The organism is Pantoea sp. CCBC3-3-1 (genome assembly GCF_007981265.1).
In the GTDB taxonomy this organism is placed as follows: Bacteria; Pseudomonadota; Gammaproteobacteria; order Enterobacterales; family Enterobacteriaceae; genus Erwinia.
Window position 1 is genome coordinate 4,206,328 of record NZ_CP034363.1, and the last position, 13,612, is coordinate 4,219,939.

Here is a 13,612-nt window from a genome sequence, read left to right on the forward strand (position 1 = left end):
AGAGGGTGGCGCCTTAAAAGCGCCCGGTAGCGTTGCATCTTCAGCTGACGTCGCTCTACAGCCCGCAAATGGCGAGCATTGATGTGAGCCATTGACCTGAAAATATCAACGGTGAATCCCTTTGATTTTTGGCTGCGGCTTTTCCGTGCGCCGCGCCCGACCAGGCCGTGTTTCCACCTGATGCCTTAGCCTGCCATCCCTTCCCAGCCTTCCAGGATGGCGTGCAGGATCTCTTCTACTTCTTCAATTTGCTCAACGGCCAGATGGTGGCTGGCGTCATACAGGCGGTAAACGCAATAGTCGTAAAGCCCGGCCAGCCGCAGCGCCACTTCGCCACCGTTGTCAAAATCGAGCGCGCTGGTTAGCGCATTGAGAATGTCGATACATTTGTTGAGGCTCTCCGCCTTACGTTCCAGACGCCGCATTTCGATATGGTTTTTTGCGCGCGTCAGTTCGTCCAGCAAGCCGCTAAACATCATTAATACCCGCTGATGCGGCACGGATGCCGCTGTACGGATTGCCAAATCAGTCGTTTGGTCATGCGTAAAGCCGCTGTTTGCTTTATCCATTTCACACTCCGTTATAAATCGATAATTAACCTATTTTCAGGCATCCCTTTACCGGCCCTGGCTCAGGCTGCCGGGCATTAATTGCAAAGCCCATGCCAGATCAAAAAAAGGATATTTATCATATAATTAATAATTAAAGAGGAAGTTTCCCTTCCGCTCAGAGCGGAAGAAAATGGGTGATGGGCGGAAAAAACCAGCGTTCTTTAGCGAACGTCCTCTGTGCTGCCTTCTCTATTAACAGCGGTGCAGCCTGGACAATGAATAGCGTGGATAATTAACTAACAAATAGAAATCTATTAATTAACAATTAATCAGATAAAAATAATTTAATGGCATCATAAAGCTTACAATAATAAACATCTCCTTAATGAAGGCGTTATCTTATTCCCTAAATTTCATTAAACGTTGAACAACTTATTTTAGTCAGTGAAAATATTGCCCTGTTCAAACGATCGGCTTTTTGGATATCAACGTTATGACTTCTCAATGTGTGATTTATCACTGGTTGATTGATATGCGTTCAGGTTCGTTGATCCATCAGCTGACGGGTGAACAGCGACGTCTGGGTGAATATCAGCTGAAACTGCTGATTGTTTTGGTTCAACACGCCGGTAAAATTCTGACGCGTGAGGAGTTGAATACGCTGGTTTGGGAGCGGCGTGTCATTGGTAATAACAGCCTGCCTAACGCTATTCATGCCTTACGCGTGGCGCTGGAAGATGATGGTAAACAACAGCGTATTATTAAAACCATCCCCAAAAAAGGCTATATCCTGGAAGCAGAATTTTGCGATTTTATACGGGACGAAGAGTACGCCACAGAAACGCCAGCGTTTTCCGCTTCCGTGCTCACTGAGCCTGAAGCGGAAAACGGACCTGAAGCGGAAAGGTTAGCCTTTTCTGAAGTGCAGGACGGAAGCGGCGAGCAAACTCACGCTCTTGCCAGCGCCCATGAGGAATGGCAAAAAGAGTCACAAAAAGAAAGCGCCAGGCTGACCCAGGCTCTACAGAAAAAGCACAACCGATTCTGGCGTGGTATGTGTTTAGCGCAGGCGGCATTGTTACTGTTAACGCTGATTTTTCTGGTACGGCAAACCACGCCCGCCCTGCAAGTGACTGAACAGGCGTCCGGCACGTACAGCAATATTCATATTTATACGCTGAACGCCGGAGAAAACATAAATAAACGGCTTAGCCCTTCACTTTTCGCCATCAACGCGCTGTTAATGGCCCAGAAGATGCAAATGCAGGTCTACTTCCAGGCCACTGCCACTACCCTGAATTACACGCTGGTCCTCAACGATGGCTGTTCTCGTCGCCAGCTGGCGATGAATATTGCCCAGTTTCGCAGCGATGAAGTTCAACTCAACGCACTGATTTATCGGGAAACGGAGAGAGAAATAAATGAAATGGCGAACTGCGTCAATTAGCCTGATGCTGCTAACGCTGCTGCTGATCGGCGCAGCAGTCGTCAGGGATCTTTTTTGTTCATCAATGTATCACGCGCAGCTGTTTCAAGGTCGCGCCAGCGCTAATCCGTCCAATTTTCAGATGGGATATTACGATCTGCTGTCTAAAAACAGCGAGCTCTATAATCTTCATTTTGAAGCCAGCGATAAAACAGTGATGCTGAAACTTTATAACCCGGACGACAACCGTTTACAGATTAAAGTGCGCATGATGCTCAAGGGCGCCACCTCGCAAGGGCTAATCTACGATTATCAGCCGGTCTATATCACTAACAGAAATGACGGATTAATGATCTCCAGCGTGCTGAGCTACCTTGAGCAGGAAAAGATCTTTTTTAGCCGGATCCGTTCTGCCGAGGGTGAAATTACCGCCATTTCAACCGGGCAAATTTTCAGTAATCTTTAACTACCGCTCAGGATATTACAGACTCTGCTGCCGGAGAGGCGGGTCTGGCCCGCCAGTGCCCGGCTCATATCACCACCAGTTCTGCATCAAGCGCGCCCGCCTCTTTTAGCGCCTGAAGGATGGCCAGCGTATCGTTCGGTGAAGTCCCCAGGCTGTTAAGCGTGTCGACAATGCTGCGCAGGTGGGTACTTGTGGAAAAGATAGTTTTCTGACCCGCGCCACGATGCATAACGATTTCACCGGCTGCCGTAACGGCAGTTTTACTCCCGCCTGGCATGCCGGAAGGGTGAATCTTTCCGCTTTCCCGGATGATTACCTGCAAATGCCCATGCGAGATCGCTGCGGCATGTACCCTAATCTCCTTGCCCGCTACCAGTGTGCCGGTACGAGCATTAAAAACCACACGAGCGGGCTTTTTACCTGCACGGAGAGATAACGCTTTTTGTTGAGGCGTAAAAGTGGGATCCACGGGCGTATTAAACGATACGGGGGTATGCCGGGACTGTGCCTGGGCAAGCCCCATCGTTAGCATTGCCCCCAGCAAAAAAAATGTGAGTGATTGCGTCATTGCCAAACCTTAGAGCGAAAAAGGATTAAAGCAGCCTGTTAGCTGCTGAGTGGGGAATATAAGCGGCAGGCCTTATGCTTTCGTTAATGCACGGGCGGGACTAAGCTTCTGCTTTCTGGCTCGGACAGAGACAAAATGTTAGCGATCTATGCCTTCCCGGTAATATGAAAGCCAATATGCCAGCGTTGTCAGCACGCCGATCCTGATCCTTTAAGTTCCCCAAATACCTGACGTCTTAGAGTTGTAGAAATATGACGTTAGGGAAAACAGCAGGATGAAAATTTCAAGCATTAACCGGGCTTGCGCCCAAAAACAAACCGCACCTCTGCTACGCCAGGCATTCAGCGTAGCGCAGCTCCGGGCCGATCTGCCGGTTTTGCTCGGCTTTCAGGTCAGGCTGCGAGAGTTCCCCGAAATCAGTGAATGGCGTATTGCGTCAATGCAGCTGGCGCTGCAACGCAACGAAATCCCTGCGGATTCAGCAGACATTGCCGCAGCGATGATGGTGTGGTTTTGCAGCAATAAAAATCGGTAAATCCCATTATGAGAGAAAAAAGGGATTATCTGATTAAGAAGTTATTTAAACGGTCGCTTTCAGCAAGGTAACGTTGATAACTCTCTGAACAAAAAAAGAAAACACGATGAAAATTTCCGCAGAAAATCTTATTCATACGACCAGCCCGATCAATCAGGTTATCGCCAGCGCGGTGGAGAGTCCCGGCCAGGCAGCCGTATCGATTGCTGAAACAGGCCTGGTCAGCCAGACGCAGCAGGCGCTAAAAGCGATGCCGGAGGTGGATTTGGCCAGGGTCAGCGAGATGAAAGCCGCACTGGAAAACGGAACGCTTTCGCTGGATGGTAACGTGCTGGCTAAAGCCATGATGGACTACTATCGGCGATAAGCCAAAGCGGCTTTTGTACGATCTCGGGCAGCCTGGCGTTTATTCTTGACCCTTTATCATGATCCGCAAATATCCGTTATTTCAGCAATGCGATGCCGAAAACGGCGGGATTTGCGGTGAAAACGCGTTGTGGCCGGGCGCGCTGCCAGGCGGCAAACAGCGCGCTGATATTGACCGTATCCAGCGGCACGTTAAGCTGCATACAGAGCGCACAAAGCATCTTCAGCTGGAAAAAATGTTGGCAAAGATCGGCAAAAGCAAATTGCCATTCGGCGCTATTGCTGCCGGGAAACACATTGTGATAAAGCTCATAACCGAGAAAGTTGGCCAGTATTCGCGGCAATGCTTGCCAGCCGAGGCTTTGCTGCTGTAGCGACCGCAAGTGGTGTTGCAGACAATCGTCGGATGACAGGGCCAGTATTGAAAGCTGCCGTGATAATGCCTCACTGTAGTGCCCGGCAATATTAGCCTGAATATTTAGCTGGCCTAACGTCCGCAGCGCCGCCATCTTACAACCTGCACCATTTTTCCCTTCAGAAAACTCAGCGGCGGACTGGCGCTGCTGACCCGGATGCAGCAGCTCGTCCATCAGCGTTAACCCGGATTTACCTTTCTGTCGTTGCTGCATTTTTGTGAGAAAACGCCCCAGCTGAAACAGAAAAAAACAGGGATCCGCCTGGTTCACCGTAAGCAGTTGCAAACAACACTGATTCACCGCCCTGAGTTCAGAACAGAGCGGCGGCAGGTTTTCAGCTATCGCCTCGCCGATATGCAGTTGCAAAAATTTATCGTGACAGAGAATTTCTCGGGCCGCGCTATCGCAGCTCAGCACGGCGCTGTGACGCACCTGATTTTTCCAGCGCAGCTGGACCAGCGGCGAAGCGTTAAAACAGCCAGCGCAGCCACAAGCGTGTGGGATCGCTTGTAAACGCAAGACGTAATCGGGCATGTAACTTTCGATAAGGCTCATCTCATTCCTGCACTCATTGTGAAAAAACAGCAACGGCTTACCTGCCGTTGCGGCCTCTGCTTAGCCTGATTTCTGTCAACTGACGATCGCTCCGCTGCTGTTCCCACTGCTCCCGGCACTGCCGTTGTGCGGCACGCTGGCGCTCAAGGATCAGGCTCAGCGATTTTTCCCGGCAGGCCTGCTCAACCCATTCCTGCGCCAGCGCTTCCTCACGAATTTGCGCCAGCGCCTGTTCCTGCTTCAGCCAGTCGATAATGCATTGGATGCCGGCCTCAAAACGGATCGGGTTAGAGAGCGTCGCCTTCCCGCTCTCTGGCCTTTGGCCCTGAGCACTCAGGCTGGTTAATTTATTGATAGTGTTGCTGTATCTTTGGCAAACCTGCTGTTGCCGGGCCAGCCTGCCGCTGGCCGCTTCCAGTTCGCTTTCGCGCATTTGTCGTAACAGTTCCAGCACGTCCAGCTTTTCGACTTTCTTGTCCATGTTCTTTCCTTAGAATTAGGCTCAGGCGGCAAAAGGGCGAGCCTGAAGCTTTGGCAGTTTACGTTCGGTCAGGGCGGCGTCTGATACGTTTGAGCAGCAGGACAAGCGCCGACAGAATCAGCAGCGCGAGACCGCCACGCTGCCCCCAGTTAATCAGGTCTGGCTTTTCCCACCACGGCAGCGGCGGCTCGCTGTCAGGTTTGATTTCAGGGAAACTCAGCAGGCTGAGGGTCAAGACATCACCGCGTGATGTTTCAATCCCTGCCGCCTGATTGAGCATTTGCTGCACCTGAGCCTGATTTTCCGGCGTCCAGGCCGCGACGGCCGGCGCAGCACGATTAATCACTACCGAGACCGACAGCTTTTCCAGCTGATAGCCCGGATGGCGGATATGCCGCACGTCGCGGTCGTAGCTGGATTGCCGTTGCGGCTTAAGAAAACGTTCCCGTGTCTCTTCAATCTCATTGAAATTCACCCGGGGTACGACGCTGATGCGAAAATTGTCCGCGCCCACCACGGGAGCCAGCAAGTTTGCCAGGCTGCGTTCCGTCTCCTGACGCATCTGTTGCAGCAGATCGCCGTGGGTTTTACTGCCCGCAGTAGAGTGACGCTTCGTTCCTGTGCTGGCAGAAAGCAGCGAGCCGTGCTGATCGACTACGCGAACTTCGCTCAGCTTCATACCCGGTACGCTGCCGGCAACAAGACTGACGATAGCGGTTACCTGCTCATCACTAAGCTGCCTGCCGACATGTACGCGCAGCATCACTGAGGCAGTGCTGTCCGGTTTATTGCTCAAGACAAACGAGCTGGTTTCACTCAGGCCCAGATGCACGCGGGCGAATTCAACCGCATCAAGCGCCATAATGCTTTGCGCCAGCTCACCTTCCAGACTGCGCCGGAAGCGGACATTCTGTATAAACTGGCTGCTGCCAAGCACGCTCTCTTTGTCCATCAGCTCATAACCCGCCGGAGAATGTGCCGCAACGCCTTTCGATGCCAGCGCCATGCGGGCTTTCGGCAGATCGGTTTCACGTACCAGCAGATTGCCGCTGTTGGGTTCTACGCGGTAAGAGATTTGCTCGCCGCTGAGAACCTCCACGACCTGCGCAACAGGGATATTTTCCTGTGATCCATAAAGCAGGATGTAGTGGTTATCGTTTTGCCACAGCATTGCCACAACAATCGCCGTTGCTGCTATCGCTACCACGCCAGGCAACAGCCACTTTTTAAGACGTTCGTCAGTCAGAAATGCCCGACACGCCCTGATCTTTTCGTTCACGTTGAGCCTATAGTGTCGTGTTTATGACGTCGTCAAACGCCGTACTAAGCCTGTCACGTACCTGCGCCAGCACAGAAAAAGCGACGCTGTCCTTCTGACTTTCCAGCATGGCCGCAGCAGAATCGACCCGCCGTCCTGTTTCCTGGGCAGGCTGCTGCACGCTGGCAGCGTGCTGCACATTATCTCTGTGACTGATAGCCTGATTCAGCACCGCGCCAAAAGAAGGTTGCTGCATGCCGGTGACTCCATTTGCCATCGGCGGCAATGGGAGTGCGCTGGCCCCGGCACGCATTCGTGCCATTTCGGCCATCATCTGACGTTGTCCGACATGCATATCGAAGGTAATTTTTTCTGCCATGTTTTACTTGCCTGTGGTTTTCAGGAGAGGTAGCTGGGATCGACACCCTGCGCACGCATGCTGGCCAGACGGTAGCGCAATGCCCGTGGCGTGATGCCCAGGCACGCCGCCGTCTGGGATTTATTACCCCGATGGCGTTTCAACAAGTCCAGGATATATTGGCATTCCGCCATACGACCACGCTGTTTGATGGGGCTTTGCACGCTGGCGGCCCCGGTGTCATCGGAAGTCAGAGCGGGCTGCGGCTTCAGGTTCAGGCCAAAGCAACGTTCATCCAGCGGCGTACCGCAGGACATAATCAGCCCACGCTGCACCGCATTTTCCAACTCACGTACATTGCCAGGCCATTCATAGCGTTGCAGATAGCTGCGCGCGCTGTCGGTAAGATGAGGTTTGCTGCTGCAAAAATCCTGATACTTACGGATAAAAAATTCAGCAAGCGGGACGATGTCCTCCACTCTTTCGCGCAGTGGCTTGAGCTGGACAGGCACCACGGAAAGCCGGTAAAAAAGATCCTGACGGAACCGCCCTGCCATGATCTCCGCTTCCAGATCCTTATTGGTCGAGGCAATCAGTCTGATATTTAACGAAACAGATTTATGGCTTCCTAAACGCTCGACGCTTTTCTCCTGCAATACCCGCAGTAGTTTCACCTGTAGCGCTATTGGCATATCACCAATTTCATCTAATAACAGCGTTCCGCCATTGGCCTGTTCAAATTTACCCGGCTGGCTGCTTACCGCGCCGGTGAACGCCCCTTTTTCATATCCAAAAAGGATGGCTTCCAACATATTTTCAGGAATGGCGGCACAATTAACACCGACATAAGGCGCGCCATTACAGAAAGCATGATGGTGAATATATTTTGCCACGCATTCTTTACCGGTTCCCGTTTCGCCTGTTATAAGCACCGGAACGTTAAACTTTGCCACTCTCCGCGCCAGCGATAATAGATCCCTGCTGGATTGAGAATGCGAAATAAAACCACTATCGAATTCATCTTCCCCGTTCATTTTCATTGAGAGCATTCCCAGGTTTAACGTTATCGTTTCACTTTGTTTAAGATGTGAGCAGCATACGCTTTCTGCGTTACACAAATCTCCCATTAATGAGATATTAAAATATAAACCCTTATCAATCATTGGATTAACAAGAAACCCATCGATAAGCTCTCGTTTTTTAATAATCAATTAATAATGCCCAAGGGATTGCCATTCAGGCTGATAAGCAGTTTAATTTACGTCGTCGTTTCTCTGGCTGTCAGAATAACCCCCTCTTGCAAGTTGTTCTGCAGAGAGGCGACACTTAAAACAAGAGAAATTGAAAGCTGTAAATTTTAAAACACCAGGGATTATTAATAAGTCGTCAGGCGGGCTTTACTTTGCAAGCCCAAATAAAATAAGGCACGGATTTATCATCGCGAAGAACATTCAGAAATGATAAGGCGGGGATTTAATAAGTTGGTTCTACCTTCTTATCATATCCAGCATCTGCTTACGGATAAGCATTATCTGTTTGATACCAAAATGACTATTTCCCGTTGCCAAAAAAAATATCCAGTCCGCGTTATTATCCCGCGCAGATTTTTATCGCATGGCCTGCTGCTGGCCGGGCTGCTTATTTGCCCACTGGCGGCGCTGGCGGAATCCCGTGGATTGACGCTTTTTAGCGCGACCACCACGCCTGGCGGTCAGGACTATAGCGTGAAGGTTGAAGTGCTGCTGCTGATGACGCTGCTGGGGCTTCTGCCCGTCGTGCTGCTAATGATGACCTGTTTTACCCGCTTTATCATCGTGCTGTCGCTGTTGCGCCAGGCGTTGGGACTGCAACAAAGCCCACCCAACAAGGTACTCACCGGCATCGCGCTGGTGCTAACGCTACTGGTGATGCGGCCGGTTGGGCTGAAGATTTATCAGGATGCGGTTGTGCCTTACCAGAAAGAGCAGATTTCGCTGCAACAGGCGCTGAGTCTCGGTTCTGCCCCGCTAAAGACCTTTATGTTATCTCAGACCAGCAGCACTGCGCTGGCACAGATTATGACCATCGCCAACGCCAGCGGCGACGCTAAACAGCAGGATTTGACGTTGATTACGCCTGCTTTTGTGCTGAGCGAGCTGAAAACCGCGTTTAAAATCGGCTTTATGATCTACATCCCGTTTTTGGTGATTGACCTGATTACGGCCAGCATCCTGATGGCGATGGGGATGATGATGCTTTCGCCACTGATCGTCTCCCTGCCTTTCAAACTGATTCTGTTTGTGCTCTGCGATGGCTGGTCGCTGATTGTAGGTACGCTGACACACAGCGTTCAGGCTGCCGGATTATGATGAGTCTCGATGTGGCCGGCGATATTGTCGCTCAGGGATTGAAGCTGGTGCTGACCATCGCTTTCGTCGCCATTCTGCCGGGTCTGATAACGGGGCTGATAGTCAGTGTTTTTCAGGCTACGACCCAAATCAACGAGCAGACGCTCAGCTTCTTACCTCGTCTGGTTGTCACCATGCTGGTATTGGTGTTTGCGGGTAAGTGGATGCTTATTCAGCTAATCGATTTCACCCTGTTGATTTTTGAACAGGCTGCTGTGCTGGCCGGATAGCGTTCACGTGATGGATATCAACCTTCAGGATCTGATGACGCCTCTGCTGGCATTGTGGCTGCCGCTGGTGCGCACGACGGCTTTTTTCCACTGCTGTCCGCTGTTCGATCATCACGCTTTCCCACGCAAGGCCCGCTTCGGGCTGGCATTGCTACTCAGCATAATTATCACCCCGCTGATTGAGCACAACGTTGTGCTGCATAGGCTGATGAGCTCTCAGACAATCTTGCTGACCGCTGAACAGCTGCTGTGGGGGTTCTTGTTCGGTCAGATACTGAACTGGGTGTTCTGGGCATTGCAAACCGCTGGCACGCTGTTATCGATGAGTATGGGGCTGGGCATGGCCGTGATGAACGATCCCGGCAGCGGCAGTTCGACCATGGTGATTTCCCAAATCGTCTCTGTTTTTAGCGGGCTGCTGTTTTTCAGCATGGACGGGCATCTGCTGCTGGTCACTATTCTGTTCAAAAGTTTCGCGCTATGGCCGATTAGTCAGGCAATCACGCCCCTGACCCTGAGCTATTTTGTCACCGGCGTGGGCTGGATGATCGCCAGCGCCCTGCTTCTGGCGCTGCCTGCGGCGATCATTATGCTGATCGTGCAGGGTACTTTTGGTCTGCTTAACCGCATTTCGCCCACGCTGAACCTTTTTGCGCTTGGTTTCCCCGTCAGCATGCTGTTCGGGCTGCTTTGTCTGATGCTGCTCGCCAGCCGTATTCCTCAACATTATCTTTCGCTGACCAACGACATCCTGGCTCAGCTCGAACACCTTAAGGTGAACTGATGTCAGGCTGCGGTGATAAAAGCGAACAACCGACGCAAAACCGATTGCGCCACTCCCGTGAGCAAGGCGATATCGCGCGTTCGAGAGATCTGGGGACGGCAGCCAGCCTGATCGTTGGCCTGGCAACACTGAGCGCTTTTTTTCCTTACTATCTGCAACTGATGCACAGCACGTTTATCGCGCTACGTCAGATCGCCAGCCATATCAACGACGAAGGCGCGCTACGTGAGTTTATGTTGCTCAACGTGCTGGTTATTTTGAAAGTGCTGGCAACCTTAATCCCCATTCCGACCGTCTGTTGCCTGGCTAATCTGATCCCCGGCGGCTGGATCTTCGTCCCTGCCCGCCTGCTGCCCGATTTTAATAAAATGAGTCCGCTGGCAGGCGTAAAACGGCTGTTCAGCCAGCAACACTATTATGAGGTGCTGAAAACGCTCCTGAAAGGCACGGTGCTGCTGTCGCTGCTGGCCTTTACCCTTTTTCAGCAACTCCCCGCGCTATTGGATCTCGAAAATCATTTCCTGACCGGAGCGATTGTTTCCGCTCTTCAGCACTATGCCGGGATTATGCAGCAGTTCATTATCATCATCGTGCTGTTTGCCTTTATTGACCTGCCGATCGGTCACTTTATGTTTATTAAAAAGTTGCGGATGAGTAAGAAAGAGGTACGCGACGATGCTAAAAATCAGGAAGGCATTCCTCAGGTAAAAAGCCGCCTGCGCCAGCGGCAACGCCAGATGGCAATGGGGCAAGTATCCAGCAAAGTATCCGGGGCAAACGTGGTGATCGTAAACCCGACGCATTATGCGGTGGCGCTAAAATATGCCCCCGAAAAGGCCGCCGCACCTTATATCGTGGCAAAAGGAATCGATGAGACTGCCCTGTTAATCTGCAAGGCCGCACGGCAGCATCAGATTGAAATCGTGGAGTTTCCTTCACTGGCGCGTTCGATTTATCACAGCACAAGCGTCAATCAACAAATTCCTGCCTCCCTCTTTCGGCCGATAGCGCACATTCTTTCGTACGTCATGCAATTAAAGGCCTGGCGGAAGGGAGAAGGCGCAAAGCCCCGGCTGGATTTACGCACCCCTATTCCTGAATACGGAACGGATAAGCATGCCAAAATTTAATTTCCGCCAGATCGTGGCGCTGTTGGGACAAAGCCCTTTTGGCGTACCGCTGCTGCTGCTCTGCGTGCTGGCCATGGTGATACTACCGCTGTCGCCACTGGTGCTGGACGTGCTGTTCACCTTCAACATCGTGCTGGCGATTATGGTGCTGCTGGCCAGCGTTAACAGCCGACGCCCGCTGGATTTCTCCGTTTTTCCTACCCTGCTGCTGATTACTACATTGATGCGGCTGACCCTCAACGTCGCATCCACCCGCGTAGTGCTGCTGAAAGGACATGAGGGGGTGGGAGCCGCCGGTAAAGTGATTGAAGCGTTCGGCAATGTGGTGATTGGCGGCAACTTTGTGGTGGGCTTCGTGGTGTTTATCATCCTGATGATCATCAACTTTGTGGTGGTGACCAAAGGTGCCGAGCGTATTTCGGAAGTGTCGGCCCGCTTCACGCTGGATGCATTGCCTGGCAAGCAAATGGCGATTGATGCCGACCTCAATGCCGGTCTGATTAATCAGCAACAGGCCCGATTACGTCGCCGTGAGGTTGCTAACGAAGCCGATTTTTATGGCGCAATGGATGGCGCATCGAAGTTTGTGCGTGGCGATGCCATTGCCGGGATCATGATCCTGCTGATCAACGTTATTGGCGGGATGTTGATCGGGATCTTTAAACACAATCTGGATGCCGGCCAGGCATTTGAACAATATGTATTGCTGACGATTGGCGACGGACTGGTCGCTCAGATCCCTTCGCTACTGCTCGCCACCGCGGCGGCCATCATTGTGACCCGTGTGAGCGACGACGACAGCGCCGGTATTGCCGATGAAATCAAGAATCAGCTGCTGGCAAAGCCTGCCACGCTGTGTACCGCCGCTTTTGTCATGTTCGTGCTGGCGATAGTGCCCGGCATGCCCCATTTCGTGTTTCTCGCCTTTACCGCGCTGATGCTGTTTATTGCCTGGCGGCAATATCGCGTGGTTCAGCCAGCACGGCAAAACGATGAGGAGATCACGCAGGCGCCAGATGATAATGAAAGCGTCGGTATCAGCTGGCAGAGCATCCCGCTTGTTGAGCCGCTGAGCCTCTGTCTTGGCTATAAGCTGGTTACGCTGATGGATAAATCCAGCGGCACCCCGCTGGCTCAGCGCGTAAGATCCGTCCGACAACTTATCTCGGAAACCAGCGGCGTGCTGCTGCCGGAGATCGCTCTTCACGAAGATTTCTGCCTGAAGCCGGTTCAGTATGAGATCAAAGTCAACGGGTTACGAACGGCGCTGGGAGAAGTGCATCCGAACCGATTAATGGCGATCCCAACGGCGGCGCTTTATGGCGAGATAGAAGGCCTGCGCGACACCGATCCGGCTTGTGGCCTGGCCGTCACCTGGATTATGCCGGATGAAAAAGCCAGCGCGCTGAGTCTTGGCTATCAGGTAGTGGATTGTGCCAGCGTTATTGCCACGCATCTTCATCAGGTGGCGCGCGAGCATCTGCCCGAGCTGTTTAATTACGATGATATTACCTTTTTCAATCAGCGACTTGCAGAGACAGCTCCCCGTCTGGCTGATGATTTGAATAAGGCGCTTTCTTATAGTCTGCAACTGAAAATTTATCGTCTGCTGTTGCAGGAACAGGTTTCACTGAAAGATAGTGTTTCTGTCGCCACCACGCTGGTTGCAAGCGCAGCGGTGACGAAAGACGCCCTTTTACTGGTTTCCGATGTGCGTTATGCCCTGCGCCGGCGTTTGGTTGCCGCCATCGCGCCCGATAACAAACCGCTTTCGGCTTACGCGCTTGCGGCTGAACTGGAAAATCGGCTACTCGGCGCGTTGAGCCAGGCACGGCAGGCGGGCCCGGTCAGTCTCGACAGTTTCCCGGTAGATCCCACTGTTACAAGCCGGTTGCAGTCTGCTCTGCCCGTCGTGCTGGAGACGCTAAAAGCACAGAATCTGACGGCTGTTTTACTGGTGCAGCCTCAGCTGCGACCGTTACTCTCCTGCTATGCACGGCAGTTTGCTGCCGGCATGTCGGTGCTCTCATACAATGAAATCCCGGAGGAAACGGATTTGCAGATTGTGGGTCACGTCTCCTGAGCCACGGCCTTTATCCGG

At 52.2% G+C, this 13,612-nt stretch carries 16 protein-coding genes; 9 read left to right on the forward strand and 7 right to left on the reverse strand.

What is annotated here, in order from left to right; genetic code table 11:
* Positions 1 to 185: 185 nt before the first annotated feature.
* Positions 186 to 569 (reverse strand): flagellar export chaperone FliS, encoded by a 384-nt coding sequence (gene fliS / locus EHV07_RS19660; protein ID WP_147199831.1) that lies wholly within the window; start codon positions 567 to 569, stop codon positions 186 to 188.
* Between the two features lie 475 nt (positions 570 to 1,044).
* Here fliS and EHV07_RS19665 point away from each other — a divergent pair, with 475 nt between their 5' ends.
* Together EHV07_RS19665 and EHV07_RS19670 are read left to right on the forward strand one after the other, a co-directional pair.
* A complete protein-coding gene (locus tag EHV07_RS19665) occupies positions 1,045 to 1,998 on the forward strand; it encodes a transcriptional regulator (RefSeq protein ID WP_147199832.1) in 954 nt (317 codons plus the stop codon).
* Positions 1,973 to 2,443: a hypothetical protein gene (locus tag EHV07_RS19670; protein ID WP_147199833.1), complete on the forward strand. Its 471-nt coding sequence runs from the start codon at positions 1,973 to 1,975 to the stop codon at positions 2,441 to 2,443. The genes EHV07_RS19665 and EHV07_RS19670 overlap by 26 nt, the downstream gene beginning before the upstream one ends.
* Positions 2,444 to 2,507: 64 nt before the next feature.
* Here EHV07_RS19670 and EHV07_RS19675 read toward each other — a convergent pair whose 3' ends face one another.
* Positions 2,508 to 3,011 carry a flagellar basal body P-ring protein FlgI gene (locus EHV07_RS19675; RefSeq protein WP_147199834.1) on the reverse strand — a complete coding sequence of 168 codons (504 nt, stop codon included), beginning with the start codon at positions 3,009 to 3,011 and terminating at the stop codon, positions 2,508 to 2,510.
* A gap of 274 nt (positions 3,012 to 3,285) precedes the next feature.
* Here EHV07_RS19675 and EHV07_RS19680 point away from each other — a divergent pair, with 274 nt between their 5' ends.
* Complete coding sequence (locus tag EHV07_RS19680) at positions 3,286 to 3,546, forward strand: hypothetical protein (RefSeq protein ID WP_147199835.1); 261 nt, start codon at positions 3,286 to 3,288, stop codon at positions 3,544 to 3,546.
* A 106-nt stretch (positions 3,547 to 3,652) separates the two neighbouring features.
* A complete protein-coding gene (flgM, locus tag EHV07_RS19685) occupies positions 3,653 to 3,913 on the forward strand; it encodes a flagellar biosynthesis anti-sigma factor FlgM (protein ID WP_147199836.1) in 261 nt (86 codons plus the stop codon).
* A gap of 76 nt (positions 3,914 to 3,989) precedes the next feature.
* Here flgM and EHV07_RS19690 read toward each other — a convergent pair whose 3' ends face one another.
* From EHV07_RS19690 to EHV07_RS19710, 5 genes are read right to left on the reverse strand one after another with little or no spacing between them, the layout of a single operon-like run.
* Complete coding sequence (locus tag EHV07_RS19690) at positions 3,990 to 4,883, reverse strand: hypothetical protein (protein ID WP_147199837.1); 894 nt, start codon at positions 4,881 to 4,883, stop codon at positions 3,990 to 3,992.
* 37 nt (positions 4,884 to 4,920) lie between these two features.
* Positions 4,921 to 5,364 carry a flagellar export protein FliJ gene (locus EHV07_RS19695; RefSeq protein WP_147199838.1) on the reverse strand — a complete coding sequence of 148 codons (444 nt, stop codon included), beginning with the start codon at positions 5,362 to 5,364 and terminating at the stop codon, positions 4,921 to 4,923.
* 58 nt (positions 5,365 to 5,422) lie between these two features.
* Complete coding sequence (gene fliF, locus EHV07_RS19700) at positions 5,423 to 6,643, reverse strand: flagellar basal-body MS-ring/collar protein FliF (RefSeq protein ID WP_254446276.1); 1,221 nt, start codon at positions 6,641 to 6,643, stop codon at positions 5,423 to 5,425.
* Positions 6,644 to 6,650: 7 nt separating this feature from the next.
* A complete protein-coding gene (locus EHV07_RS19705; protein WP_147199839.1) occupies positions 6,651 to 7,001 on the reverse strand; it encodes a flagellar hook-basal body complex protein FliE in 351 nt (116 codons plus the stop codon).
* A gap of 20 nt (positions 7,002 to 7,021) precedes the next feature.
* Positions 7,022 to 8,020 carry a sigma-54 interaction domain-containing protein gene (locus tag EHV07_RS19710; protein ID WP_371419650.1) on the reverse strand — a complete coding sequence of 333 codons (999 nt, stop codon included), beginning with the start codon at positions 8,018 to 8,020 and terminating at the stop codon, positions 7,022 to 7,024.
* Positions 8,021 to 8,527: 507 nt separating this feature from the next.
* Between EHV07_RS19710 and fliP the strand changes: the two genes are divergently transcribed.
* Genes fliP through EHV07_RS19735 form a run of 5 tightly spaced genes read left to right on the forward strand, consistent with a single transcriptional unit; the run spans position 8,528 to position 13,594 of the window.
* The gene (fliP, locus tag EHV07_RS19715; protein WP_147200677.1) at positions 8,528 to 9,328 is read left to right on the forward strand and encodes a flagellar type III secretion system pore protein FliP; all 801 of its coding nucleotides are present in this window, start codon (positions 8,528 to 8,530) and stop codon (positions 9,326 to 9,328) included.
* Entirely contained in the window at positions 9,325 to 9,597 is a 273-nt protein-coding gene (locus EHV07_RS19720) for a flagellar biosynthetic protein FliQ (RefSeq protein ID WP_147199841.1), read from the forward strand. Before fliP ends, EHV07_RS19720 begins: the two co-directional genes overlap by 4 nt.
* Before the next feature lie 10 nt (positions 9,598 to 9,607).
* Entirely contained in the window at positions 9,608 to 10,381 is a 774-nt protein-coding gene (fliR, locus tag EHV07_RS19725; RefSeq protein WP_147200678.1) for a flagellar biosynthetic protein FliR, read from the forward strand.
* Positions 10,378 to 11,511, forward strand: coding sequence for a flagellar type III secretion system protein FlhB (flhB, locus tag EHV07_RS19730; protein ID WP_147199842.1), 1,134 nt, complete (start codon positions 10,378 to 10,380; stop codon positions 11,509 to 11,511). Before fliR ends, flhB begins: the two co-directional genes overlap by 4 nt.
* Positions 11,498 to 13,594 carry a flagellar biosynthesis protein FlhA gene (locus EHV07_RS19735; RefSeq protein WP_147199843.1) on the forward strand — a complete coding sequence of 699 codons (2,097 nt, stop codon included), beginning with the start codon at positions 11,498 to 11,500 and terminating at the stop codon, positions 13,592 to 13,594. The genes flhB and EHV07_RS19735 overlap by 14 nt, the downstream gene beginning before the upstream one ends.
* Positions 13,595 to 13,612 lie beyond the last annotated feature (18 nt).